The organism is Halobacterium salinarum DSM 3754, assembly GCF_008124605.1.
Classification (GTDB): domain Archaea; phylum Halobacteriota; class Halobacteria; order Halobacteriales; family Halobacteriaceae; genus Halobacterium; species Halobacterium salinarum.
On record NZ_VRYN01000002.1, the window covers coordinates 377,179 to 399,987 of the forward strand.

Annotated in this window: 25 protein-coding genes; 14 read left to right on the forward strand and 11 right to left on the reverse strand. The window is 69.3% G+C overall.

Features of this window, described 5'->3' with window-relative positions; all coding sequences use genetic code 11:
• Positions 1-4: 4 nt before the first annotated feature.
• The gene (locus APQ99_RS07045; RefSeq protein WP_010902191.1) at positions 5-247 is read right to left on the reverse strand and encodes a DUF7123 family protein; all 243 of its coding nucleotides are present in this window, start codon (positions 245-247) and stop codon (positions 5-7) included.
• A 203-nt stretch (positions 248-450) separates the two neighbouring features.
• Here APQ99_RS07045 and APQ99_RS07050 point away from each other — a divergent pair, with 203 nt between their 5' ends.
• A complete protein-coding gene (locus tag APQ99_RS07050) occupies positions 451-2,295 on the forward strand; it encodes a flippase-like domain-containing protein (RefSeq protein ID WP_010902190.1) in 1,845 nt (614 codons plus the stop codon).
• 1 nt (position 2,296) lies between these two features.
• Here the strand turns inward: APQ99_RS07050 and APQ99_RS07055 are convergent, their stop codons facing one another.
• The gene (locus tag APQ99_RS07055; RefSeq protein WP_010902189.1) at positions 2,297-3,010 is read right to left on the reverse strand and encodes a cobalamin-binding protein; all 714 of its coding nucleotides are present in this window, start codon (positions 3,008-3,010) and stop codon (positions 2,297-2,299) included.
• 290 nt (positions 3,011-3,300) lie between these two features.
• Between APQ99_RS07055 and APQ99_RS07060 the strand changes: the two genes are divergently transcribed.
• From APQ99_RS07060 to APQ99_RS07070, 3 genes are read left to right on the forward strand one after another with little or no spacing between them, the layout of a single operon-like run.
• Positions 3,301-4,260, forward strand: a complete 960-nt coding sequence (locus tag APQ99_RS07060) for a transcription initiation factor IIB (RefSeq protein WP_136361088.1) — start codon at positions 3,301-3,303, stop codon at positions 4,258-4,260.
• A 60-nt stretch (positions 4,261-4,320) separates the two neighbouring features.
• Positions 4,321-5,001 carry a type I 3-dehydroquinate dehydratase gene (locus tag APQ99_RS07065; protein ID WP_012289139.1) on the forward strand — a complete coding sequence of 227 codons (681 nt, stop codon included), beginning with the start codon at positions 4,321-4,323 and terminating at the stop codon, positions 4,999-5,001.
• Positions 5,002-5,048: 47 nt separating this feature from the next.
• The gene (locus APQ99_RS07070; RefSeq protein ID WP_012289138.1) at positions 5,049-5,459 is read left to right on the forward strand and encodes a DUF7575 domain-containing protein; all 411 of its coding nucleotides are present in this window, start codon (positions 5,049-5,051) and stop codon (positions 5,457-5,459) included.
• 6 nt (positions 5,460-5,465) lie between these two features.
• On the opposite strand, the gene APQ99_RS07075 is transcribed toward APQ99_RS07070, so the two are convergent.
• Positions 5,466-6,629 (reverse strand): 3-dehydroquinate synthase II, encoded by a 1,164-nt coding sequence (locus APQ99_RS07075; RefSeq protein WP_010902185.1) that lies wholly within the window; start codon positions 6,627-6,629, stop codon positions 5,466-5,468.
• A gap of 102 nt (positions 6,630-6,731) precedes the next feature.
• On the opposite strand from APQ99_RS07075, the gene APQ99_RS07080 reads away from it, so the two are divergent.
• Positions 6,732-7,037, forward strand: a complete 306-nt coding sequence (locus APQ99_RS07080; protein ID WP_012289137.1) for a hypothetical protein — start codon at positions 6,732-6,734, stop codon at positions 7,035-7,037.
• Here APQ99_RS07080 and APQ99_RS07085 read toward each other — a convergent pair.
• From APQ99_RS07085 to trpC, 4 genes are read right to left on the reverse strand one after another with little or no spacing between them, the layout of a single operon-like run.
• Positions 7,034-7,831, reverse strand: coding sequence for a 2-amino-3,7-dideoxy-D-threo-hept-6-ulosonate synthase (locus APQ99_RS07085; protein ID WP_010902183.1), 798 nt, complete (start codon positions 7,829-7,831; stop codon positions 7,034-7,036). The two genes, APQ99_RS07080 and APQ99_RS07085, sit on opposite strands and share 4 nt — an antisense overlap.
• Before the next feature lie 24 nt (positions 7,832-7,855).
• Complete coding sequence (gene trpA / locus APQ99_RS07090; protein WP_010902182.1) at positions 7,856-8,686, reverse strand: tryptophan synthase subunit alpha; 831 nt, start codon at positions 8,684-8,686, stop codon at positions 7,856-7,858.
• Positions 8,683-9,975: a tryptophan synthase subunit beta gene (gene trpB, locus APQ99_RS07095; RefSeq protein ID WP_010902181.1), complete on the reverse strand. Its 1,293-nt coding sequence runs from the start codon at positions 9,973-9,975 to the stop codon at positions 8,683-8,685. Before trpB ends, trpA begins: the two co-directional genes overlap by 4 nt.
• Positions 9,972-10,727, reverse strand: a complete 756-nt coding sequence (gene trpC / locus APQ99_RS07100; protein ID WP_010902180.1) for an indole-3-glycerol phosphate synthase — start codon at positions 10,725-10,727, stop codon at positions 9,972-9,974. Before trpC ends, trpB begins: the two co-directional genes overlap by 4 nt.
• 84 nt (positions 10,728-10,811) lie before the next feature.
• Between trpC and APQ99_RS07105 the strand changes: the two genes are divergently transcribed.
• On the forward strand, positions 10,812-11,261 hold the full coding sequence (locus APQ99_RS07105; protein WP_012289136.1) for an MGMT family protein: 450 nt from the start codon (positions 10,812-10,814) through the stop codon (positions 11,259-11,261).
• A 55-nt stretch (positions 11,262-11,316) separates the two neighbouring features.
• On the opposite strand, the gene lonB is transcribed toward APQ99_RS07105, so the two are convergent.
• On the reverse strand, positions 11,317-13,425 hold the full coding sequence (gene lonB / locus APQ99_RS07110) for an ATP-dependent protease LonB (RefSeq protein WP_010902178.1): 2,109 nt from the start codon (positions 13,423-13,425) through the stop codon (positions 11,317-11,319).
• Between the two features lie 176 nt (positions 13,426-13,601).
• Between lonB and APQ99_RS07115 the strand changes: the two genes are divergently transcribed.
• From APQ99_RS07115 to APQ99_RS07130, 4 genes are all read left to right on the forward strand, one after another.
• On the forward strand, positions 13,602-14,135 hold the full coding sequence (locus APQ99_RS07115) for a nicotinamide-nucleotide adenylyltransferase (RefSeq protein ID WP_010902177.1): 534 nt from the start codon (positions 13,602-13,604) through the stop codon (positions 14,133-14,135).
• Positions 14,136-14,185: 50 nt separating this feature from the next.
• Complete coding sequence (locus APQ99_RS07120) at positions 14,186-14,950, forward strand: SAM hydrolase/SAM-dependent halogenase family protein (RefSeq protein WP_012289134.1); 765 nt, start codon at positions 14,186-14,188, stop codon at positions 14,948-14,950.
• 14 nt (positions 14,951-14,964) lie between these two features.
• Complete coding sequence (locus APQ99_RS07125) at positions 14,965-15,570, forward strand: trimeric intracellular cation channel family protein (RefSeq protein ID WP_010902175.1); 606 nt, start codon at positions 14,965-14,967, stop codon at positions 15,568-15,570.
• 71 nt (positions 15,571-15,641) lie between these two features.
• Complete coding sequence (locus tag APQ99_RS07130; RefSeq protein ID WP_010902174.1) at positions 15,642-16,460, forward strand: amidohydrolase family protein; 819 nt, start codon at positions 15,642-15,644, stop codon at positions 16,458-16,460.
• On the opposite strand, the gene APQ99_RS07135 is transcribed toward APQ99_RS07130, so the two are convergent.
• Together APQ99_RS07135 and APQ99_RS07140 are read right to left on the reverse strand one after the other, a co-directional pair.
• Complete coding sequence (locus tag APQ99_RS07135) at positions 16,457-17,374, reverse strand: glycosyltransferase family 2 protein (protein WP_010902173.1); 918 nt, start codon at positions 17,372-17,374, stop codon at positions 16,457-16,459. The two genes, APQ99_RS07130 and APQ99_RS07135, sit on opposite strands and share 4 nt — an antisense overlap.
• A 52-nt stretch (positions 17,375-17,426) precedes the next feature.
• On the reverse strand, positions 17,427-18,131 hold the full coding sequence (locus tag APQ99_RS07140; RefSeq protein WP_012289133.1) for a class I SAM-dependent methyltransferase: 705 nt from the start codon (positions 18,129-18,131) through the stop codon (positions 17,427-17,429).
• Between the two features lie 184 nt (positions 18,132-18,315).
• Between APQ99_RS07140 and APQ99_RS07145 the strand changes: the two genes are divergently transcribed.
• From APQ99_RS07145 to APQ99_RS07160, 4 genes are all read left to right on the forward strand, one after another.
• Positions 18,316-18,585, forward strand: a complete 270-nt coding sequence (locus APQ99_RS07145) for a MarR family transcriptional regulator (RefSeq protein WP_010902171.1) — start codon at positions 18,316-18,318, stop codon at positions 18,583-18,585.
• A 37-nt stretch (positions 18,586-18,622) separates the two neighbouring features.
• Positions 18,623-19,405 carry an MBL fold metallo-hydrolase gene (locus APQ99_RS07150; protein ID WP_136361087.1) on the forward strand — a complete coding sequence of 261 codons (783 nt, stop codon included), beginning with the start codon at positions 18,623-18,625 and terminating at the stop codon, positions 19,403-19,405.
• A gap of 45 nt (positions 19,406-19,450) precedes the next feature.
• The gene (locus APQ99_RS07155) at positions 19,451-20,113 is read left to right on the forward strand and encodes a YkgJ family cysteine cluster protein (RefSeq protein WP_136361086.1); all 663 of its coding nucleotides are present in this window, start codon (positions 19,451-19,453) and stop codon (positions 20,111-20,113) included.
• 76 nt (positions 20,114-20,189) lie between these two features.
• Positions 20,190-20,615: a TRAM domain-containing protein gene (locus tag APQ99_RS07160; RefSeq protein ID WP_136361085.1), complete on the forward strand. Its 426-nt coding sequence runs from the start codon at positions 20,190-20,192 to the stop codon at positions 20,613-20,615.
• Between the two features lie 491 nt (positions 20,616-21,106).
• Here the strand turns inward: APQ99_RS07160 and APQ99_RS07165 are convergent, their stop codons facing one another.
• Positions 21,107-22,801: a radical SAM protein gene (locus APQ99_RS07165; protein WP_136361084.1), complete on the reverse strand. Its 1,695-nt coding sequence runs from the start codon at positions 22,799-22,801 to the stop codon at positions 21,107-21,109.
• Positions 22,802-22,809 lie beyond the last annotated feature (8 nt).

Sequence of the window (22,809 nt, forward strand, 5' to 3'; positions counted from 1 at the left end):
GGAGCTACGCGCTGGCGACTTTCCACGTGGTCGAGGAGGAGTACCCCCACCGCTCCACGTCGAGGTCGTGATCGGCGTCCTCGATGGCGGGCATGTTCGCACCGACTTCTTTCGCCGAGAGATCGAGTTCGTCGCCGATGAGCCGCGATTTGAAGTACGTGCGCTCGTCGGCGTGGTCCTGCAGGTACGAGAGGATGCGGTGCTGTTTCGGGGTGAGTGTCCGGCTCGCCGCCGTGGTCGCGCTCATGAGTGGGTAGACGGTGTGTCGACCCAAGAGGGATTTGGTACGGCTGGTAAAACCCGTCGCTGTCTTGCGATTCTGCGGGGTCCAGTGGGGGCGCACGACCGGGAAAACAGCCGGCGTTGGTAGACACTGGAAAGGACGCGTCCCGGGCTGTGAGCGCGTGGATACAGAAGGTACTTACAGTGAGCTAGCCGACAGTGCTGGCAATGAGCGAGACGGCCGTCGAGGTGAGTGTCGTGCTGCCGGCGTACAACGAGGCCGACACCATCGACGCGACGGTGCACACCACGGTGGAGACGCTCGCCGGGTTTCTGCCCGCGGGCAGCTTCGAGGTCATCGTGGCCGAGGACGGCTGCGACGACGACACGCCGGCGCGTGCCGACGCGCTGGCCGCCGAGCAGTCCGCGGTGCGACACCTACACAGCGAACAGCGGTTGGGCCGTGGCGGGGCGTTGAACGCCGCGTTCGACGTGGCGGACGGCGACACGCTGGTGTATTTCGATACGGATCTGGCGACGGACATGCGCCACCTCGAAACGCTCGTGGAGCGCGTGCGCACGGGGTCGGCCGACGTCGCCACCGGGTCGCGGTGGATGCCCGGCGAGACCGCCGATCGGCCGGCAAAGCGCGGCATCCCCTCCCGGGTGTTCAACGGGGCGGTGCGGACGCTGCTGGGGTCATCGGTTCGGGACCACCAGTGTGGGTTCAAGGCGCTCAGCCGGTCGGCGTTCGAGGCGCTGGTCGACGACGTGGCCGACGAGCATTGGTTCTGGGACACGGAGCTGCTCGTCCGGGCGCAGCGCCAGGGGTTCGACGTCGAGGAGTTCGCCGTCGACTGGACGCCGAAAGGCGACTCGAAGGTCGATCTGGTGCGCGACGTCTTCGGCATGGGGAGCCAGATCCTGCGGTGTTTCTGGGAGTTCTCCGTGCGTCCGTACGCCAACCGGCGGACGGGGTTGGCGGTGGGCAGCCTGCTGTCGGTGGTCGCGTTCGCGTTGATGTTCGTCTACATCGACGTGGAGGCGTTCGTCGACGCAGTGGCGAACGCCGATCCGGTGTTCGTTGCGGCGGGCGCGGTCGTGTACGCGCTGTCGTGGCCGCTGCGGGGGCGTCGCTACGGCGACATCCTGGCGGAGCTCGGCTACCGCGAGGACGTGTGGTTTCTCACGGGCGCGGTGTTCATCAGTCAGACCGGGAACCTCGTGATCCCCGCGCGGGCGGGTGACGCCATCCGCGCCTACGTCGTGAAAGCGCGGCGCAGCGTGCCCTACACCACGGGGTTCGCGTCGTTGGCGGTCGAGCGGGTGTTCGACTTGCTGACGATCACCGTGCTTGCGGGGGGTGTGCTGGTCGCGCTGTCGGCGTTCGCGCCGTCGACGGTGACCGAGTTGGCCGCGACCGCAACCGGAGACAGCCTCACCGGGCCGGCGTCGGCGGCCGTCCAGCAGGCGACCGTGGTGTCGACGGTCGTCGGCGCGATCGCGGTGAGCACGGTCGCCGTGATCGTGTGGTCGGCGCGGACCGACACCAACTACGCGCGCCGCGTGGTGGCGTGGACCAGCGACGACTCCTACGTGGAGCTCGTGGCGAGCGTCGTCGAGCAGTTCGTCGGCGACATCCAACAGGTCGCGGTGAACGGCCGGGCGTTCGCGTGGATCGGCGTCTCGAGCGTCGTCATCTGGACGATCGACGTGGCGACGGCGTTGCTGGTGTTCGTGGCCTTCGGGCTCGACCTCTCGGCGGTGGGGCTGGTCGCGGTCGGGTTCTTCGCCGTGAGCGTCGGCAACCTCTCGAAGGTGATCCCGGGGCCGCCCGGCGGGGTCGGCGTCTACGAGGCCGCGTTCGCCGCCATCGTGTCGACGCTGTTGCCGGTGTCGTTCGGGACGGCGGTGGGGATCGCCATCGTGGATCACATCGTGAAAAACGTCGTGACCGTGGCGGGCGGCGCGGTGTCCATGATGACGCTGAACGTGTCGCTGACCGAGGCCGTGGACGGGCGTGATGCCGACCTCGTCGCGGACCGGGAGTCGGCGGTGGGCGTCGACGACTGAGTCAGGTGGCGTGGAGCTGGCCGGCGAGCAGTTCGATGCCGTCGATCAGCCGGGGGCTCGGCTGGTTCAGGAGGCTGTCGTCGACGACGTGGACGGCGGCGTCGAGGTCCCAGCGTGTGACCGGGTCGGCGTCGGTCTGCCGGCCGGCACCACAGATGTGGACCACAACGTGGTCGGGGGCGGCGACGCGCACAGCCGCGGCGTCGATTTCGCGGGAGCGGGCACCGGCATCGACGAACGGGTAGTGCCCGCCGGCCGCGTCGACGGCGTCGGGCACCCAGTTGCCGGCTGCCATCGGCGGGTCCGCCCACTCCTCGCAGTAGACGGTCGGCCCGTCCGCCGGGGTGGCGTCACGGACGCCGGCGAGGCGTCGCCGACAGTCGGCGGCGAGCGCGTCGCCGGCGTCGGGCCGCCCGACGGCGTCGCCGATGTCGGCGAACGACGCGAGCACGTCGTCGAGTGTCGCTGGTGCGGTGTGGTGGACGTCGAACCCGCGGCTCCGGAGGGCGTCCCGGATCTCGGCCTGGAGGGCGTCGCTGGTCAGGACGACGTCCGGGTCGAGGTCGACGACGCGGTCGTAGTCGGGGGTCAGCCAGCCCCCGACGGCCGGCGTGTCGGGGGCGTCGCAGTGGGTTGTCGTGCCGACCAGGCGGTCGGACGCGCCCAGGGCGGTGACGACGGCGGTGGCGCTGGGTGCAAGCGAGACGACGCGCATACGTGGGTGTGGCGTGGCGGGCGGAAAACGCTCGTGGTGGCGGTTCCCGGGGCGGCGTGTGATCGGTCAAACGAAACCCTATAATAATAGTTCCTAAACAATACGTTAGTTCCAGCGCGGCGCTGGCGAACAGATCGAGCACCGCCGCGCCCGCATGCGGCTGTGTCTGTCGGCCTAGCGGCCGTGTTGTCTCATCTCGGACCGCGACCGAATACACAACTGTTAAGAGGGAACTGGGTAAATAACTTGGCTACGACTCATCCGGGTTTTTCCGGGGGGCTGTACGCTACATGACAGACGCACGAATGCGTTCCCGAGAGCAGGAGCGCACGGACGAGACGGAATCGGAATCGACGGACGGCTGCCCAGAGTGCGGTGGCCTCGTGGTCAACGACGAGGAGCACGGCGAGTCGGTGTGTGCCGACTGTGGGCTGGTCGTCGAGGAGGACGGCATCGACCGCGGCCCCGAGTGGCGCGCGTTCGACTCCAAGGAGAAAGACGAGAAATCCCGCGTCGGTGCCCCGACCACGAACACGATGCACGACAAGGGGCTGTCCACGAACATCGACTGGCGGGACAAGGACGCCTACGGGAACAGTCTCTCCAGCAACCAGCGCCAGAAGATGCAGCGCCTGCGCAAGTGGAACGAGCGCTTCCGCACCCGAGACGCCAAAGAGCGCAACCTCAAGCAGGCGCTCGGCGAGATCGACCGGATGGCCTCCGCGCTCGGGCTGCCGGACAACGTCCGGGAGACCGCGTCGGTGATCTACCGCCGCGCGCTCGGCGAGGACCTGCTGCCCGGGCGCTCCATCGAGGGCGTCGCCACGTCCTGCGTGTACGCCGCCGCGCGCCAGGCCGGCGTTCCCCGCAGCCTCGACGAGATCGCCGACGTGTCCCGCGTCGAGAAGGCGGAGATCGCGCGCACGTACCGCTACGTCGTCCGCGAGCTCGGCCTGGAGGTCGCGCCCGCCGACCCCGAGAGCTACGTGCCGCGGTTCGCAAGCGACCTCGGGCTCAGCGACGAGGCCTCCCACCGCGCCCGCGAGCTCCTGAAGACGGCCAAAGACAAGGGCGTCCACTCCGGCAAGTCGCCGGTCGGGCTCGCGGCCGCAGCGGTGTACGCCGCGGCGCTGCTGACGAACGAGAAGACGACGCAGGCGAAAGTCTCGGAGGTCGCGGACATCTCCGAGGTCACCATCCGCAACCGCTACCACGAGCTGCTGGAGGCCGAAGACACTATTCCGGTGTAGACGTCACACCCCGCTCGGAGGTGTCCCACCTTTTTGCCACTGGCCGCGTGTGAGCCGGGTATGGAGTTCCAGGATTTTCTGCTCGCCGCGTCAACCGGCGATCTCGGCGCCGCGCCAGCGGCCCCCGAACACGTCGACCTCGTCGAGTTCCGCATGGACCTGGCGGCCGACCCGCTGGCGGCCCTCGACGACTACGACGGAGTGTTGCCGGTGTTGGCGACCAACCGCGCCGACTGGGAGGGCGGGGCTGCGGCCGACGGCGGCGACCGGATCGACGCCCTCGCGGAGGCCGCAAGGACCGACTGCGTCGCAGCCGTCGACATCGAGCGCAGTGCGCTCGTGGACGACGACACCGCCGACGGCGCGGAGGCGCTTGCGGCGGCGCGTTCGACAGACACCACAACGGTGGTGTCAGCCCACGACTTCGACGGGACGCCGTCGCTGTCCGCGATGGCGGATCTGCTCGGGGAGGCGTGCTCGCTGGGCGACGTGGGGAAGCTAGCGGTGACCCCCCAGGACCGCGGTGACGCGCTGGACGTGATCCGTGTGACACACGAGTACAGCGCCGCGGGGATGACCGTGGCGACCATGGGCATGGGCGATCTGGGCCGACACACGCGGGCCGTAACCCCGCTGTACGGGTCGAAGCTCGGATACGCGCCGGTTGCCGACGGGGAGACGACCGCGCCCGGGCAGTACGCGCCGGCGGCGCTACAGGCGCTGATCGCCGACCTACAGTAGGTGGCCGCGTTCGGTGGGTTTACCATTGGGGCCGACAGACATCCACTGTGGCTAACAGACGTGGACTGCTGGCTGGTGTGCTGGCGTTCGTCTACCCGGGGCTCGGACACATCTATCTGCGGGCGTGGGTGCGGGCCATCGCGTGGTTCGGGCTGTCGATGGCGGTTGCCGCGCTGGTCATCCCGGATGCCGCATACCAGGCGATCGAGGCGCGTGGGGTACAAGGTGCGATCGACGCGGGCGCGACCATCGGACCGAGAGTGATGGTGAGCCTGCTTGCCGTACGGGTGTTCTGCACGCTTGACGCGTACATCCTGGCTGTCAAGGAGTCGTCGCCGGCGGCGGCAACCGACGACGACGCGGCTGTGTGTCCGGCCTGTGGGAACGAACTCGACGAGGAGCTGGAGTTCTGTCCGTGGTGTACGCAGCGCCTGGAGCGTCCCGGGGAGCTGGACTGACCGCGGTTACTGCTCGATGATGCGCTCGTCGATGGCCTCCCCGAAGTGGCGGCCGCCGTCCTGAAGGAAGACGTGGAGGTCGTCGCCGACGGACAGGTCCGTGACGGCCGTGCGGCCGTTGGGGGTTGCGACCTTGATCGTTTCGGCGTTCTGCAGGAGGGTTTCGATGCGGTCGCCGTCGTCGGTTTCGGCTTCCACGCGGAACATCGGCCGTTTCTCGATTTTCGCGCGCCCGACGACCGCCGAGCGGGTGCGCCCGTCGCCGTCGACGACCTGGACTTCGTCGCCGCTGCCGAGCTCCGCGAGGTATTTGGTGCCGCCGTCGGGCGTCCGCACGTAGGCGTGGACTGCGCCCGCGTTCACGCGGAACGGCCGCGCGGCGACGTACGGCGACTGGGCGGTTTCGGCGTGCACGAAGAACAGCCCGCGGCTCATCGAGCCGACGAGCATCCCCTCGTCGTCGGCCAGCAGGCTGCCCGTGTCCACGCAGACGCGGTCGGCGCTGCCGGCCTCCTCGATGGTGGTGATGGTGGCCGTCGAGAGGGCGAGGTGTTCGCGGTCGGCGGCGTCCCGCACGGACACCGTGCGCCGGATCTCGTCGGGATCGTCGCTGTCGAGGAGGACGGCGTCCGCGCCGATGTCCAGCGTCTCGAAGGCGGTTTCGGCTTCCGCGGCGGATTCGACGCCGGCGACGAGCGTGGTTTCCTCGCCGATGCGCGCGATGAGGTTCTCCAGGGGGATGATCGTCCAGTCGTCGCCGACGACGATGGTGTGGTCGGCGACCTCGGCGGCGGCCTGCGCGAACGGCTCGTACTCCTCGTCGCGGATGCGGACGTACGCCGTGTCGGCGTGCCCGCGGCGGAGCGCCGAGAGGTCGGCGCTCCCCGAGAAGTCAGCGGGGAGATCGACGGTGCCGTCGCCTTCGCCGTCCTTCCCGGCGACGTAGGCGTCGGGGTCGGCGTCGGTGCCTTCGGCGTCCTCGATGACGTTCGCGTCGTCGGTGGAGAACGCGGCGACGTTCACCGAGCCGAGTTCGCGGACGCGGGCGACGTCCGCGCGGTCGACGAGCACCCAGTCGACGCCGGCCTCCAGGCCGGCGGTGATGCGGCGTTTGCGGGTCTCCCAGTCGCCGACTTCGTCGTCAGCTTTCAGCCAAACGGACCGTGTCATTGCCGGATGGAGGCGGCACGCGGCCTAAAGCGTACCGGAGCGGCTGACGCGTGGCATACCAGAAGCGGGCGATTTATTCGTCGGTGGCGTCGTAGCTGCGGTATGGCAACCCGCGAAGGGGAACAGAGCTTCCTTGCTGATCGGATGCCGCTTCCCGTGGACGCTGCACAGTCGCTGAGCTGGGCGCTTGGCAGCGAGATCGCGGCGGAGAAGCCCGAGTGTGCGCGCCTCGAACACGCCGACTGGAGCTGCTCGGTGACGGTGTTCGAGGCGACACCGAACACCGTGATCGCGCGGTTCCGGACGGCCGTCGGCCGGGAGTCGTTTTTCGGGCTGGCGAGGGCGGACGTCGAGGACGTGCTCGCGCGTGCGCCGGGCGGGTGGCAGGTGACTGACGCCGAGCGTTAGGCGTCGACGACGAGACCGGCCCGGGCGAGCGCCGCTTCGGGGTCGGCGTCGTCGTGGACGACCGCCGAGATGGCGGCGGTCATCGCGCCGGGAGTGGCGTGTTGGAAGACGGTGCGGCCAGTGGAGACGCCGGCCGCGCCGGCGTCCATGGCGTCCCGGATGCCCTGCAGTGTTTCGCGGTCGCCGGCGGGGTCGCCGCCGGCGATGATGACTGGCTTGGCGGTGGCATCAACGACGCGCTGGAAGCTCTCGGTGCTGCCCGAGTAGGCGGTTTTGATGACGTCCGCGCCGACTTCCTCGGCGAGGCGGACGGCGTGACCGAGGTTCGCGGCGTCGTGTTCGTCGACGCCGGGGCCGCGGGCGTACGCCATCGCGAGCACGGGAACGCCGAGGCGGTCGGCGTCGGCGGCGACGTCCGCGAGCGCGGTGATCTGGTCGGGTTCGTGGTCGCTGCCGACGTTGATGTGGAAGGAGACGGCGTCCGCGCCGGCGCGGACCGCGTCTTCGACGGTGCCGGTGCGGCGTTTGTCCGTCTGGTCGGGGCCGAGGGTCGTTGAGGCGTTGAGGTGGACGATGTAGCCGGCGTCGCCCTTGTTGGGGTGGACGCGGGGGGCGATGCCCGGCTGGGTGAGGACGGCGTCGGCGCCGTTGGCTGTGACCTCACGGATGGTGGCTTCGATGTCCACGAGGCCGTCGATCGCGCCGAGGGTGATGCCGTGATCCATCGGGATCGTGAGGAGTCTGTCGTCGGTGCTGATGCGGTTGAGTCGTGCGGTTTTCCCGGCGTCAGTCATTGGTACTGGCTAGCAAACGTTGGGCTATTTGTGTTCCGGTTCCGGCACGCCCCGAGCGGCGCCGGCCTTCAGCTCGGCGGCGAGGTCCCGCAGGCGATCGGCGACCACGCTGGGGGGGTCGTCGTCGGCAACACCGTCGGCGACCGTGTCGACGTACGCGCTCCCCACGATGACGCCGTCAGCACCGCTGGCCGTGATCTCGCGGGCCTGCTCGCCCGAGGAGACGCCGAACCCCACGGCCTTCGGGATGTCCGTGTGCTGGAGGGCCGCGAGCGCGTCCGGCGTCGCCGCGCTGACTTCCTCACGGGCACCCGTCGTGCCGACCCGGCCCTGCACGTAGACGAACCCGGTGGTCAGATCGAGCATGCGCTCGCGGCGGTCGGCGGTGGTCGTCGGCGCAACGACGAACACGAGATCGAGGCCGTGGGCGCGACACGCCTCCCGGAGCGGGCCGGACTCGTCGACGGGCAGATCCGGAACCACGAACCCGGAGACGCCCGCCTCGGCCGCCGCGGAGACGAACGCCGCGGGCCCGGCGCGGTCGCCGTACTGGAACAGGAGGTTGTAGTAGGTCATACAGACAACCGGCACGTCGGCGTCGATGCGCGCCACGAGATCCAGGTAGGCGTCGGGCGTCATGCCGGCATCGAGCGCGCGCTTGATCGCGTTCTGGATGGTTGTCCCCTCCGCGACGGGTTCGCTGAACGGCAGCCCGAGTTCGATCACGTCCGTGCCGCCGTCCACGAGCGCGTCGATGTACTCGGCGGTCGCGGCGGGCGTCGGATCGCCCGCGACCACGTACGACACCAGCGCCGGGCCGTCGTCGAAGGCCGCGGCGAGGTCGCTGCGGGTCACTGCTCGAACACCTCCATGTCCGGCGCGGCGTCGATGTCGTTGGCCGCCGACGCCTCGATGACGGTGTCCAGATCCTTGTCCCCCCGGCCGGAGACGTTCACCACCACGGGACCGTCGCCGTCGTACTGGTCGAGGGCGGCGACCGCGTGGCTCGTTTCGAGGGCGGGGATCACGCCCTCGTCGCGCGACAGCCGGTGGAACGCCGCGAGCGCGGCGTCGTCGTCGACGTTGGTGGGTGTGATGCGGCCGGTGTCGACGAGGTGTGCCAGCTCCGGGCCGACCCCCGCGTAGTCGAGGCCGGCGGACACGGAGTGTGATTCCACGATCTGGCCGGTCTCCGTCTGAAGGAGTTTCGTGCGCGCGCCGTGCAGGACGCCCTCGGTGCCCGTCGAGAGGCTGGCGGAGTTCGGCGCGTACCCCGCGTCGTCGTCGACGCCGAGGCGCGAGCCGCCGGCTTCGACGGCCAGCAGGTCCACGTCGGGGGCCGGCTCGTGTGTGCCCGCCGGAGCCCCCGGCAGGCTGGCGCTCCCGACGAACGCGCCGAACGCACCCATGGTGTTCGAGCCGCCGCCGGCGCACGCGATGACGGCGGCCGGGAGTTCGCCGAGCTGCTCGCGGGACTGCGCGCGCAGCTCCTCGCTGATGATCGCCTGGAAGTCCCGCACCATCGACGGGAACGGGTGTGGGCCGACGACCGACCCGATGACGTAGTGGGTGTCCGCGACGTTCGTCGCCCAGTCACGCATCGTCTCGTTGATGGCCTCTTTCAGCGTCCCCGAGCCGACGGTCACCGGGTTCACGTCGGCGTCGTGCAGCCGCATCCGGAAGACGTTGGGGCGCTGGCGGTTCACGTCGGTGCGCCCCATGTAGATCTCGCATGGCATCTCCAGGGCGGCACAGGCCATCGCGGTTGCGGTGCCGTGCTGGCCGGCCCCGGTCTCCGCGACGATGCGGTCTTTGCCCATGTATTTGGCGAGCAACACCTGCCCCAGGGCGTTGTTGAGTTTGTGCGCGCCGCCGTGCAGGAGGTCCTCGCGTTTGAGGTAGACGTCGACGCCGTGGCGCTGGCTGAGCGTCGGGGCGTGGGTCAGCGGCGTGGGCCGCCCGCCGAACGAGCGGATTCGCTGGCGGAAGTCGTCCACGAAGCCGTCCTCGTTGTCCAGGACGTACCGCTCGTAGGCGTCGGTCAGTTCCTCGACTGCGGGCATCAGTACCTCGGGGACGTACTGGCCGCCGTAGTCCCCGAACGTTCCGTCCGTCCGTGTCGTGTCGTCGGTGTTCGTGCTCATGCAGTGACAAGCCTCCGTGTGGTGTCGCGTACCGGGCCGTCCATGATCGCGCTCCCGACGAGCAGTCCGTCCGCGCCCGCCGCCCGCATCGTGCGGGCGTCGGTGGGCGTCGCGATCCCGGATTCGGCGACGAGCGTAACGTCAGCCGGCGCCTCGGGGGCGACGGCACCGAACGTGTCGAGATCAACCGTGAGGGCGGTGAGGTCGCGGTTGTTCACGCCGATGATGTCCGCGTCGGCGTCGACGGCGCGCGCCAGCTCCCGGGGGCTGTGGACTTCGACGAGCGCCTGGAAGCCGCGGTCGCGGGCGGCCGCGAGCATGTCGCCGAGGTCGTCGCCGAGGAACCGCGCGATGAGCAACACGGCGTCGGCCGCGACGGCGTCCAGTTGGGGTTCGGTCAACAGGAAGTCCTTGCGCAACACGGGCACGTCGACGGCGTCCCGGATCGCGCGCAGCGCGTCCGTGCTGCCGTCGAAGTGGTGTGGCTCGGTGAGCACGGAGACGGCTGCCGCGCCGCCGGCGACCATCTCGCGGGCGAGCTCTGCGGGGTCGCCGCTGTGTTCGGTGTCGGTGGTCGGGCTGGTGGGTTTCACCTCGGCGATGATCGGCGTGCGGCCGTCGGCGGCCGCGCTGTGGAGGGCGGCGGGCAGCGAGCGCGCCGAGACGGTGCACCGCCGTGTCGGTGGGTCGCGGCGGCGGGCGGCCGCCAGGATCGACTGGACCGGGGACGCCAACGACGAACTGTCGTCCATTGTTGTACATCAATGCATTACTCTGTACATAAAGCTTGCGTCAGCCGGGACGCTCAAGGCCCACACGACCAACCGGCTACGCACATGGGTCCGACCGGAGTCTACGCACGCAGCATCGACGGCATCGGCACCGTACAACTGGGCATCGCGGGCGACCGCGTCATCAGCGTCTCGTTCCCCACCCACGCGCCCGAGGACGCCGCCACCCACCCGCTGCTTGACCGCATCGCGGACTACGCGGCCGGTAGTGCCGAGGACTTCCGAGACGTCCCCATCGGCCTCACGCTCCCAACCCCCCAGCGCCGCGTGCTCGAAACCATCCGATCGGTCCCCTACGGCGACCGCGCCGACGTGGAACTGGCAGCCCGCATGACCGCCGGCATCGACCACACCACCACGGACGGCCACAACACGGTCAGGACTGCCCTGGAAGCGAACCCGGTCCCGCTGCTGGTCCCCGATCACCGCGTCGAGAACGCGCCGTCGAGTGCACCCCCACGCGTCGCAGAAACCCTCCGCAACCTCGAACGCTGACCCGCAGGCGGCGCTGCGAACACGCGCTCCGGGAGAAAAGACGCCGCGACCGCGGCTACTGCGGGCTCGGATTGCCGCCCGTGGTGCCGGAGTCGGACGCGCTGTCGAGCGCCTTGCCGGTGATTGACTTGAGGCGGTCGACCAGCGAATCCTTCTCGGGTTCGCCGACCAGCGCCACATCGAGCACTTCGCTGATGTGTGTCACCGGAATGATCTCGATCTGCTCCTCGTACTCGTCCTCGATCATCACGTCGTCCTCGTTGGCCTTCGGGATGATGACCCGCTCGCAGCCGGCCTTGGCGGCGGCCTCGATCTTGTGCGTGACGCCGCCGACCGGCAACACGTCACCGCGGACCGAGAGGCTGCCAGTCATCGCCAGCTCCTGGGCGACGGGGATGTCCTCCAGGGCGCTGATGACGGCGGTGGCGACCGTGATCGACGCCGAATCGCCGTCGACCCCGCCCTCACCGGCCTGCACGAACTGAATGTGCGTGTCCTTCTCGGACATGTTCTCGTCGCTGAACTTCTTGATGATCGCCGAGACGTTCTCGACGGCCTCCTCGGCCATCTCTTTGAGCTGGCCGGTGGCGTAGATGCGGCCCTCCTCCTGGCTCTGTGCGGGCGTGATCTCCGCCATCACCGGCAGCATGATGCCGGAGTCACCACCCATCACCGCGAGCCCGTTGACCCGGCCGACGGCCTCCTCGCTGGTGGTGCCGAGCTCGTAGTCCTTGCGGCGCTGGATGTAGTTGTCCACGAACTGCTGTTCGATGGAGCGCGAGCGCTTCTTGGCTTCGAGGACGTCCGACCGCTGCGTGAGGTCGTGGCCCTCCGAACGCGCGATGTCGCCGGCAACCCGGACCAGCCCGCCGAGATCGCGCAGCTTCAGCGTGAGGCTGTCCTTGCGGCCGGCGCGGCGCTTGGCCTCCAGGATGAGTTCGCGGATCGCGTCGGGGGCGAAATGCGGGAGGTTCCCGTCCTTCTCGACCTCCTGGGCGACGAACCGCGCGTACTTGCGCCGCATGTCGGGGGTGTCCTCGATGGTGTCGTCCATGTACACCTCGTAGCCGTACCCCTTGATGCGGGAGCGCAGCGCCGGGTGCATGTTCTCCATGGCGTCCATGTTCCCGGCCGCGACCATGATGAAGTCACACGGCACCGCCTCGGTCTGGACCATCGCCCCCGAAGAGCGCTCGCTCTGTCCCGTGATCGAGAACTCGCCCTCCTGGATGGCGGTCATCAGCTTCTGCTGGGACCGCACGTCCAGCGTGTTGATCTCGTCGATGAACAACACGCCCTTGTTGGCTTTCTGGATGGAGCCGGCTTCGACACGCTCGTGGCTCGGCGTCGCCATCCCGCCGGACTGGAAGGGGTCGTGGCGAACGTCGCCGAGCATCGCGCCGGCGTGTGCGCCGGTCGCGTCCTCGAAGGGCGCGACCTGTCTGTCGGCGTTGTTGATGAGGAGCTTCGGCACCATCGCGTCGCTGCCGCGGTTGGTGTACCGGAACAGGAGATAGATGCCGGCTGCCGAGAGCAGCGCCAGCAGCGGGCGCGCCGGCGTCGCGATCAACAGCGCGTAGCCGACCGCGAGCAGGATCATGATCCACATGAGGAACGACCGCATCTGGTTGCGCTTGCGGGCTTCCTCCTTGTGGGCGTCAACGATTTGCTCACCCTTCCCGGCCGGGACGGTCCTGACTTTCGGCTCGTTGGAGTCGTCGGGGTTGTGGTAGACGAGCACGTCCTGCAGGCTCTCTTTCGGGAGCAGCCGGCTCATCGCTTTGGCCAGCAGGGATTTGCCCGTACCCGGCGACCCGATCATCATGACGTGGCGGTGCTGTTTGGCCGCACGCTTGACGATCTCGCGGGCCGCCTCCTGCCCGATGACCTGGTCGACGAGCCGATCCGGAACTGTGATGTCCGACGTGTCGTCGATGCGCAGGCCGCCAAGCAAGTCGTCCTCGGCGTTGTCTTCGTCGATAGACACATCACCCTCAACGCCCACGTCGCTCCCGAGGTTCTCCAGGTCGTCGACCTCCCCAGCGTCGTCCACGCTGTCGGCGGGGTCGTCCTGGAGCCCGTCGGTGTCGTCGTGATCGACGGACGGCTCGGGGTCGTCGGGGTCGTCGTCGGGCGGCGCGTCGTTCGTCGATTCGTTGCTCATAGAAGTTGGTTCGACACGAAAAAACACGGGTGGGCAACTGATATACTTTCTCCCTTGAAACGCCGTCTAATCGGCCGTATTCTCCGCGTTTCGGGGCCATACTACGGGTTCCGCGATTCGTATCGAGGCGAACTCGCCATTCTTATGGTCGCCGACCAGATTCGTCTACGCGAGAGATGACTCGCGGGTTCTATATCGGTCGCTTCCAGCCGTTCCACACCGGCCACCGCCGCGTTATCGAACAGATCGCGACTGAGGTCGACGAGCTGGTGGTGGGGATCGGGAGTGCGGGGGACTCCCACTCGGCCAGAAACCCGTTTACGGCCGGCGAACGGATCATGATGATCACGAAGGCGCTGGTCGAGTTCAACCTCGTGACGTATGCGGTCCCCATCGAGGACCTCGAACGCAACGCCGTCTGGGTGAGCCACGTGCGGTCGATGTGCCCGAAGTTCGAGGTCGCGTACTCGAACAACCCGCTGGTGATTCGGCTGTTCAACGAGGCCGCCGTCGAGGTGCGCCAGCCGCCGATGTACGACCGGGACGTTCTGGAGGGGGCGGAGATCCGTCGCCGCATGGCCGACGGCGACGACTGGGAGAGCCTGGTGCCCGACGCCGTCGCGGATGTCGTCGCGGAGATCGACGGCGTCGAGCGCATCCAGCACGTGGCCGACACCGACGCCAACGGCCACGACTCGGGGCTGCGGTAGCCCGCCCGGGACAACGGGCGTTTTTGTGCACGCCGGACGACACGGAGACCGTGATCACGCTGAGCTCTGACTTCGGCTCGCCGTACCCGGCAGCGATGAAAGGCGTGGTGTTGCAGACGACTGACGCCAGGCTCGTGGACATCGCCCACGACCTCCCCCGCCAGGACGTCCGCGCGGCGGCGTTCTGGCTGCGGGAGGTGGTGCCGTACTTCCCGCCGGCCGTCCACCTGGCGGTCGTCGATCCCGGCGTCGGAACGGACCGCAGCGCCGTCGTGGTGCGGGCGGGAAGCCACGCCATCGTCGCGCCGGACAACGGCGTGGCGGTGCCGGCCGCGCGCCGCATCGCAGGCGACGCCGCCGACATCGACGTGTTCGAGATCGACGTCGAAGACCCCGCGAGCGCGACGTTCCACGGGCGGGACGTGTTCGCGCCGGCGGCCGCCGACATCCACGAGCGTGGCGTCGACACGTTCGACCAGTACCCCGAGTACGAGCCGACCGCCGACTACGAGCGCGTGTCGTTTCCCGCGCCGGCGGTCACCGACGGCGGGGCGGCCGGCACGGTCATCGCCGTGGACGGGTTCGGGAACGCCATCACGAACCTCCCGGGGGAGATCGTCGCCGACCGGGTCGGGGACACCGTCGAGGTCGACGGCGTCGCCACGCCGGTGCGGCGGTCGTACGCCCACACCGACCCCGGGCAACGCCTCCTCACCGTGGGCAGCCACGGGAACGTCGAGTTGGCGGTGAACCGCGGCCGGGGCGACGACGCGTTCGGCGTGAGCGCCGGCGATGAGGTGACGGTGGTGTGGTGACGGCGTTCGGCGTGATGAACGCGGTCGGCCTGGTGGCGTTCGCCACCGTCGGCTCGCTGAAGGCGATCGACGCCGACTTCGACGTGCTCGGGGTCGCGGTGCTCGGCGTGCTGACGGCGCTGGGCGGCGGCGCAACCCGTGACGTGCTCGTCGGGTCGGTGCCGGCGATGTTGCAGTCCACCACCGACGTGGGGTTCGCGCTGGCTGGCGTGGTGGTGGCGGTCGTGGTGGCGCGACGCGTCGGCACCGAGGTGCTTGCCCACCCGGTCGTGGACGTCCCGGACGCCGTCGGGCTGGCGGCGTTCGCGGCGTCGGGCGCGCTGGTCGGCGTCGGGGCGGACGTGTCGCCGTTCGGGGTGGTCGTGCTCGGCACCACCACGGGAGTCGGCGGGGGGCTGGTGTCCGACGTGCTGTTGCAGCGCGTGCCGTTCGTGCTCACGGAGGACCTGTACGCGACGTGCGCGATCGCCGGGAGCACCGTGTTGTGGGTCGCCACCGCGTCGGGGCTGGGGGCCACGATCGCGGCGGCGGCGGGCGCGGGGGTCACGCTCGCGGTGCGGCTGCTCGCGATCCGCTTCGAGTGGGCGCTGCCGACGGTCCGGCTCAACGCCCCGGCGTGACGGCGTGTCCCGGCCGGCGGGCGAACGCGCGCACCGCCAGACCGAAATAGCCAGCCGGCAAGCACTCCAGCATGCTGGAGTTGGAGCACGGGTTCCGGGTCGTGGACTGTCACGCGCGGCTCCACGCCGGCCCGGGGCGTCCCAGTCGCGGCCGCACCATCGAGGGGGAGGCCTTCGAGCGCGAGATGCATCAGGCGGGCATCGTGCGCGCCGTGGTGTTCCCCGGCCCGCGGAAGGGCGAGCAGGGGTATCTGCGCGCGAACAACGCCGTCGCCAGGGAGGCGGTCAAGCGCCCGTTCGTGGCGTTCGCGCGCATCGACGGCCCCCGGGATCCCGGCCGGGGCGCGGTCGCGGCGGTGCGGAACGTCGCCGCGTCACGGGACGACTGGCAGACCACCCCCGAGGACATCGAGCAGTACGCGTACGACGACCGCTTCCACGGGTTCAAACTCGACCCCGCACAGGACGGGCTGCCGGATGCGGATGTGCTGGACGTGTTGGACGACGTTGGACTGCCGGTGCTCGTCGACGGCGGCCGCCAGTTCACGCCGGCCGCGCTGGCGGAGACGCTGCTGGATCGCGAGTTCCCCGTCGTGCTGGGGCATTTCGGGGGCCATCCACTGGATCGTGAGTTGATGACGGCCGCGGTGGAGCTGTTGGAGTCGCACGAGTCGCTGTACGTGGACACTGCGGGCGTCCGGTACCGGGAGATCCTGGAGCGCGCGATCAGGGAACACCCCGACCGGGTGGTGTTCGGGTCCGGCGCGCCCGCGACACACCCGAACGTCTCGCTGATGGAGGTGTTGACCCTCGATGTCACCGAGGACGCCATGGCGAAGGTGCTCGGCCAGAACCTCGCGCGGATCCTGCCGGCGGCCGCCAGCGGCTAGTCGTGGCGGGCGTGCACGCGGTCCATGCGGGTCGACACGCCGTTGGGATTGCGGGTGGTGGTGCGGTCGGCGACGCGCGCCGACAGGCCGGCCTGGCTGCCCCGCCAGAGCCCGGGGAGGACGGCCAGCCCCGCGCCCACCCACGTCGAGAGGTCGGCGTCGCCGCGCAGGACAGCGCCGCCGACGCTGGCGGCGTCGCCGACCGCGTGGCGCAGAACGCGGGCGGTGATGGCGGCGGTTGCGCCGTAGTTCTTCGTGAGGCGGTAGGCGAGCGCGCGGTATTTCAACCCGCGGGCGGAGCTGTCGGCGTCCTCGGGCAGCCGGTGGATGACGTCGTCGGCGTCGGTGCGGAGCACGCAGGCGTTGGGGGCCCACGCCACCCGGCGATCCATGCCCGCCAGCCGGTGTGCGGCGTCGCGGGCGGCACCCGTCTGGAGCGCCTCGTCGAAGCCGTCGAGTGCGCGCAGCGCTCGGCGAGTGATGGCGACGTTTGCGCCGTCGAAAAACGTCACGTCGCGGCCCGAGACCGTCGCCTCGTCGACCGATTCGGTGGTGACACCGCCTTCGACAGTGCGGTGGACGGGGCCGGTGACGGCGTCGGCGCCGTCGGCGATGGCGTCGGCGACGGCGTTCGTCCACCCCGGCTGGATGTGTGTGTCCTGGCCGATGAACGCCACGACGGTGCCGTTGGTGGCGGCGATGCCGGCGTTCCGGGCGGCGTTGAGGTTGCGCTCGGAGAGTTCAAGCAGCGTGTCGACGGCGTCGTGGTCGCGCACCGTGCCGGAGGTGCCGTCGACCGACGGGCCGTTCGCGACGACGACCTCGGCGGCGGGTGCGTGGGCTGCGAGCGCGTCGAGCGCGTCGAGGAGGGCATCGCGCGCGTTCAGGGTGGGCACCACCACCGAGAGGTCCATACGGTGTCAGTTCGGAGCCGGCGGTAAAAACACCCCGCCTCGCTGGCGCGGGTCAGAGGCGAACGTCCCAGTAGGAGACCGACGCCAGCGGCTCGCCGAGCGGCGTGTCACCGAGCGTCACGTCGGCGTTCCGGAAGGGGCGCGCGATCCAGTCCGGAACCTCCCGGTAGAACCCGTAGGGGGCGATGAAGTCGTGGTCGGCGTCGGCCAGCGTGAGGCCGGCACCCGACACCAGCGCGCGCACCTCACGCGAGCCGTACAGCCGCGACCCCATGGGGAGCAGCCAGTTGTACAGCGACCGCGTGCTGAACCGGTTGAACGTGTCGAAAAACACCTGTTGCTTGGAGACACGCGCCATCTCGCGGAGATACGTCGCCGGGGAGTCCGCGAGGTGGAAAAACCGCATCGCGAAGACGCTGTCGAAGTGGTTGTCGGGGAACGGCAGCCGGCCGGCGTCCCCGCGCATGAACTCGATTGTGTCCGCGACTCCCGCCTGTGCGGCCTTCTGGCGGCCTTCCTGGAGCATCGGCCCGGAGATGTCGAGCCCGGTGATGTCCGCGCCGCGCTCCGCGAGCATCACGGTGAACCGACCGGTGCCGCAGGCGATTTCGAGGACGCGGTCGCCGTCCACGCGTCCGAGCGCGTCAAGTACTGCCCGCTTCTCGCGGCGGTCGATGTAGCGGCCGCCCCGAGAGAATCGCTTCTCGTCGTACTCTTCGGCGACCTCGGTGGCCTGGTACCACTCCTGTCCCTTCACGCTTATACGGCCACGTCGTGGGCGGGGATGTAAAACCGTACTGGAACGCCGCGGGACTCGTGGCGGGTCCGTGAGTCGGCGACTGCGGGGTGCTGAACGGCGGTGGAGCGGCCATAATATAATATAAGGTGTTTAGTTGCACGGGGGGACAACACTTACCTGCGACGGTGTGTCACGTCCTGACATGAGCGCGTCCGCGACCGAAGACAAGCCGGCCCCTGTCGACGACGAGGAGTTCCGGAGTCGACTGCAGGAGCTCCCGCCGAGCGCGAAACTCGTTGCGAAGGTCCTCGAAATCGACTCCCCGCTGTCCCAGGGCGAGCTCGCCGACGAATCGCTGTTGCCCGACCGCACAGTCAGGTACGCGCTCAACCGACTCGACGAACAACACCTGGTTGACTCCCGGTACAGCTTCGAAGACGCCCGCAAGCAGGTGTACTATCTCGCCGGCTGACCCAGGGTTTTCCTCGCTGCCGCCCGTGAACGCGACCATGATCGAGCGGTACCCAGTAGACGGTGCCACTCGTGCACCCCACGGCACGACCAACGCGTACCTCGTAGACGGCCAGGCCCGCGTGCTCGTCGACCCCGCCGGGCGGACGGCCGCCCTCGATGCAGCCGTCTCGCAGGGAGTGGATCACATCGTCGTCACGCACGCCCACCCCGACCACGTCGGTGCCGTGGACGCGTACGCGGCCGCGACCGACGCCACCGTGTGGGCGCACGCCGCGTTCACGGCGCGCTTCGAGCGCGAAACCGGCGTGGCACCCGACCGCGTGTTCCGCCCGGGGGACGCGATTGGCGACACAGCGCTCACCGTCACGGACACCCCCGGCCACGCTCCCGACCACGTGGCGGTGCTCGCCACCGTGGACGGCGAGTGCAACGCTATCAGCGGGGACCTCGTGTTCGCCGACAGCAGCGTCTTCGTGGGTGCCGTCGACGGCGACATGCGCGCGTATCTCGCGTCCCTGCGCCGGCTCGCAGCCGGCGCGCCGGCCCGACTCCAGCCCGGACACGGCCCCACGATCGAGCAGCCGGCCGATCGCCTGCACGCGCTGTACGCACACCGCCGCGACCGCGAGCGCCGCGTCCTCGACGCGGTCGCCGCGGGCTGTGAGACGGTCGACGCCATCCTCGATGCGGCCTACGACAAGGACCTGGCGGGCGTCCGCGACCTCGCCGGGCAGACCGTGCGCGCGCACCTCGACAAGCTCGCCCGCGAGCAGCGCATCCACTGGAACGGGTCCCGCGCGACCCACCAGCCTGCGTGAGCCGCGGGCGCGTGACTTTTGCGCGTCGGTGCCCTGGACGCGAGCATGCAGGACCTCGAAGCCGAACTGGAGCGCGCACGCGAACTCGACGTGGCCACGCTGGCGGACGCCATCGAGACCATCGGCTTCGAATGCACGCGGTGTGGGGCGTGCTGCAAGAGCGAGGCCGACGACCCCCACACGGCGACCGTCTTCCCCGACGAAGTCCGAGACGTGCAGGCCGCCGCCGGTGCTGAAACGGACCGCGACTGGCGGGACGTCGCGCGCCCGATGCCGTACGGCCTCGACGAGGACGGCGCGGGTGAGACCTTCGAGTGGGCGCTGCAGGCGGACTCCTGTGGCGACTGCACGTTCTACCGGGAGGACGACGACGGCACCGGCGCGTGTTCGGTGCACGGCAGCCGCCCGCTCATCTGCCAGACGTACCCGTTCAGCGTGGCCCTCGGCGGAACGAGCCAGCCCATGGGCGAGGCCGTCGACGAGGCGGAGATGGTGCGCGCACACGAGTGTGAGGGGCTCGGCCGCGACATCTCGCGGGCGGACGCCGAAGAGCTCGCCGGCGCGCTCAAAGCGCGTGCGATCCGCGAGCTCGAGGAGGCAATCGACGTGCGGGAGGCGTACGCGCCGGCGAACCCGGAGCCCAGCGCGACGGTGGTGCACGATTCGGAGGGCGCAAAACGGCCGGACGGGTCGGCGTACCCCAACTGAACACCCCCGTGCGTCGCCGTCGCTGTGACAACGACTAAGTGGCGAGGGGGTGACACACCGATGGAGGTATTCGACATTGGAGATATCTGACGAACTGCTCTGTCTGTTCAACGCCGAGGTAACGGTCAAAGACGACGAGTACGTGGTTGAAGTGCCGAAAAGCGAGATCGAGACGGGATCCGTCGATCCGGGCGACGTCTACCGTGTCGCGCTCATCGAACGTCATGGCGACGCGGACAACACCTCGACGACGTCTTCGGCGTCGTCGTCATCCTCGACGTCGACTGGGGCGTCGTCGGAACCCCAGCCGCCGGTCGAGGAGGGTGAGATCCGCTACGTCGAGATCGAGGACATCGGCAAGCAAGGCGACGGGATCGCGCGCGTCGAGCGCGGATACGTCATCATCGTGCCGGACGCCGAGATCGGCGAGCGCGTCAAAGTCGAAGTGACGGAAGTGAAGTCGAACTTCGCGGTCGGCGAGATCATCGACGAGGAGTACTGACCGCGGACGCCACGCGTCCCTCTCGACATCCGCGTGTAACACGGCGCGATCGGGCCGCAGGCTCGATGAGCGCCGACGCAAGATACGGAGTTAGCGGTCGTTCCAAACCATGTCCAGTGTAAGTACCGACCTCAGAGGCGGCGCAAAGACGGTGGCTATCGCTGTCGTGCTTCTCGGCTCCACAGCGATAACTGCCCGAATACTTGAGCGAGGACTGGTGTCTCTCGGGTTCGGGGGGTTAACCACTGGAACCGCAGGTGTCGGCCTCTTCGCGGGTGCGTTCACACTGGCTTTCGCGGCGCTGCTCGGCGGGATTGCGCTGTGGCAGTCCAGACGCCCGACTAACGAACGGGGCTGACCACGGGATCAACGCCGACGGCAGGGCGCGCGCTCAGCGTGCGGCCCCGTCACTGTGTCGGAGCCACGCGTACGACGACCCGAGTCGTCCGTCCTGTGGGTCGTATTCTCCGGCCTGGCGCGGTGGCGCTCGCCTACTGCGTGAACTTCGCGAGGTCCGCGTCGGCAACGGTCGGCGCGGAGTCGTGGGGGCGGGCGACCAGGATGTCGCCGGCAGTGCTGGAGCCGATGCCGGGGATCGCAGTGAGTTCGTCCATCGACGCGTCGTTCAGGTCGAGCGGGTGCGGGACGCCCGTGACGGAGCGGTAGCCGTGGTCCGTGATGGCGACGTCGATGGTCTGTCCGAGTTCGCGTTCGCCCGGGATCGCGACCAGCAGCGAGTACGTGCCGAGCTGGCGGCCGAACGTCTTGCCGTCCTGGTGGTATTCGAGGGTGACGTCTTTCAGCACCGTGCCCGGCGGGACGACGCGCTGGAGCATCGCGTTGTCGATGGTCTCGCGCACGTCGGTTTTGTACTGTTTGAACAGCTGTTTGTGGTTCTGCGCGAGGTCGACGCCGGTGTCGGCCATCTCGGTGCCCTCGAAGGCCATGACCTGCCGGATGTTGATGCGCCGCACCATCAGCCCCTCGTCGAGCAGGGAGTGGAGGAACTGCTTGTTGTGCTCGAAGGTTTCGGCGCGCTCGCCGGTGAGGCCGTGGAGGAGGTTGATGCCTGGCAGCAGCTTCGGGAGCCGGTCGGGCGACCCCTCGCCCCACGACGGCGCGTCGGCGGGGGATTCGCCGGGCCGCCACCCGCCCACTTCGTTGACGATGCGGACCGCCTCCAGGCATTCCTCGGCGCTCACCAGGAGGTGGTTCTCCTCTTGGACCAGCGGGTCCGCGGACTCCAGGCCGAAGGCCGCGGTGTCGCCGGGCGTGTTGTGCTCGGCGATGACGCGGATCGCGTCCCGTGATTTCTCGGGGTAGTCCACGATCGTCACCGGGTTCATGTTGTCGAGGTGCAGCGTCCCCAACTCGGGGGCGACCTCTCGGATGCCGCCGTAGAGGTCGCGGAGCGCGTCCGGGTTGGGTGCCTCGCCGTCGCCGCCGAACGCGAGAATGTCGGCCTGCCTGCCGAGCCGGAAATGCCGGGCGCCGTGGGCGTAGAGTTCGCCGACCTCCGTGACGACGGCGTCCGCAGACCGGAACGAGGGGTCGCCGTACATTGGCTCGGTACAAAACGAGCACCGGTACGCACAGCCCCGCGAGGTCTCCATCTCGCAGATGAGGTATTCGGGGTAGTTGGGGTGTTGTTCGACGACGAACGCGCCCTTCGCGGCCCAGCGGTTGATCTCCTGGTTGTCCCGGTAGCGGTCCTCGAACCCCTCCAGTCCGTTGTCCACGAGGTCGTAGGCGGCCGCCTCGATGTCCGCCATCGCGAGGAAGTCGAAATCCAGGTCCGAGCGCTCCATCTCCTGTGCGCCGGCGTTCTCCTCGCCGACGCCGAACCGGACGGGGCCGCCCATCACGCTCGTGCCGTCGGCCAGCCACGCCAGCTCGCGGACTTCGTCGGGTTCGGCGGGCGTTCCGCCGACGTACTTGCCGGGCACAGTCATCCCGCCCACGTAGACGAACAGGTCGGCGTCGGCAACGTCGTTGAACTTGGCGGTGTCGCCGCGGAGTTCGTCGATGGTGTGGTAGGTGACGTTGGCGGGGTCGACGCCCGCGTCGACGAGCGCGCCGGCGGTGTACCGGGGGTACGTCGAGATGTACGGCGGCACCCCGAAGTGGGCCGGCTCGTCGACGTAGCCGTCCACGAGCGTCACGTCGAGGTCCTCGGGGGCGATCATACACCGGG

What these genes read in the sequence shown, in the direction of transcription:
- APQ99_RS07135 (WP_010902173.1), bottom strand. Translation starts at nt 17,374, where the DNA reads ATGGACCTCTCGGTGGTGGTGCCCACCCTGAACGCGCGCGATGCCCTC.
- APQ99_RS07105 (WP_012289136.1), top strand. Translation starts at nt 10,812, where the DNA reads ATGGGTCCGACCGGAGTCTACGCACGCAGCATCGACGGCATCGGCACC.
- APQ99_RS07115 (WP_010902177.1), top strand. Translation starts at nt 13,602, where the DNA reads ATGACTCGCGGGTTCTATATCGGTCGCTTCCAGCCGTTCCACACCGGC.
- APQ99_RS07130 (WP_010902174.1), top strand. Translation starts at nt 15,642, where the DNA reads ATGCTGGAGTTGGAGCACGGGTTCCGGGTCGTGGACTGTCACGCGCGG.
- APQ99_RS07085 (WP_010902183.1), bottom strand. Translation starts at nt 7,831, where the DNA reads ATGACTGACGCCGGGAAAACCGCACGACTCAACCGCATCAGCACCGAC.
- APQ99_RS07125 (WP_010902175.1), top strand. Translation starts at nt 14,965, where the DNA reads ATGAACGCGGTCGGCCTGGTGGCGTTCGCCACCGTCGGCTCGCTGAAG.
- trpB (WP_010902181.1), bottom strand. Translation starts at nt 9,975, where the DNA reads ATGAGCACGAACACCGACGACACGACACGGACGGACGGAACGTTCGGG.
- APQ99_RS07150 (WP_136361087.1), top strand. Translation starts at nt 18,623, where the DNA reads ATGATCGAGCGGTACCCAGTAGACGGTGCCACTCGTGCACCCCACGGC.
- APQ99_RS07075 (WP_010902185.1), bottom strand. Translation starts at nt 6,629, where the DNA reads ATGACACGGTCCGTTTGGCTGAAAGCTGACGACGAAGTCGGCGACTGG.
- APQ99_RS07155 (WP_136361086.1), top strand. Translation starts at nt 19,451, where the DNA reads ATGCAGGACCTCGAAGCCGAACTGGAGCGCGCACGCGAACTCGACGTG.
- APQ99_RS07080 (WP_012289137.1), top strand. Translation starts at nt 6,732, where the DNA reads ATGGCAACCCGCGAAGGGGAACAGAGCTTCCTTGCTGATCGGATGCCG.
- APQ99_RS07055 (WP_010902189.1), bottom strand. Translation starts at nt 3,010, where the DNA reads ATGCGCGTCGTCTCGCTTGCACCCAGCGCCACCGCCGTCGTCACCGCC.
- APQ99_RS07065 (WP_012289139.1), top strand. Translation starts at nt 4,321, where the DNA reads ATGGAGTTCCAGGATTTTCTGCTCGCCGCGTCAACCGGCGATCTCGGC.
- APQ99_RS07045 (WP_010902191.1), bottom strand. Translation starts at nt 247, where the DNA reads ATGAGCGCGACCACGGCGGCGAGCCGGACACTCACCCCGAAACAGCAC.
- APQ99_RS07060 (WP_136361088.1), top strand. Translation starts at nt 3,301, where the DNA reads ATGACAGACGCACGAATGCGTTCCCGAGAGCAGGAGCGCACGGACGAG.
- APQ99_RS07165 (WP_136361084.1), bottom strand. Translation starts at nt 22,801, where the DNA reads ATGATCGCCCCCGAGGACCTCGACGTGACGCTCGTGGACGGCTACGTC.
- trpC (WP_010902180.1), bottom strand. Translation starts at nt 10,727, where the DNA reads ATGGACGACAGTTCGTCGTTGGCGTCCCCGGTCCAGTCGATCCTGGCG.
- lonB (WP_010902178.1), bottom strand. Translation starts at nt 13,425, where the DNA reads ATGAGCAACGAATCGACGAACGACGCGCCGCCCGACGACGACCCCGAC.
- APQ99_RS07050 (WP_010902190.1), top strand. Translation starts at nt 451, where the DNA reads ATGAGCGAGACGGCCGTCGAGGTGAGTGTCGTGCTGCCGGCGTACAAC.
- APQ99_RS07145 (WP_010902171.1), top strand. Translation starts at nt 18,316, where the DNA reads ATGAGCGCGTCCGCGACCGAAGACAAGCCGGCCCCTGTCGACGACGAG.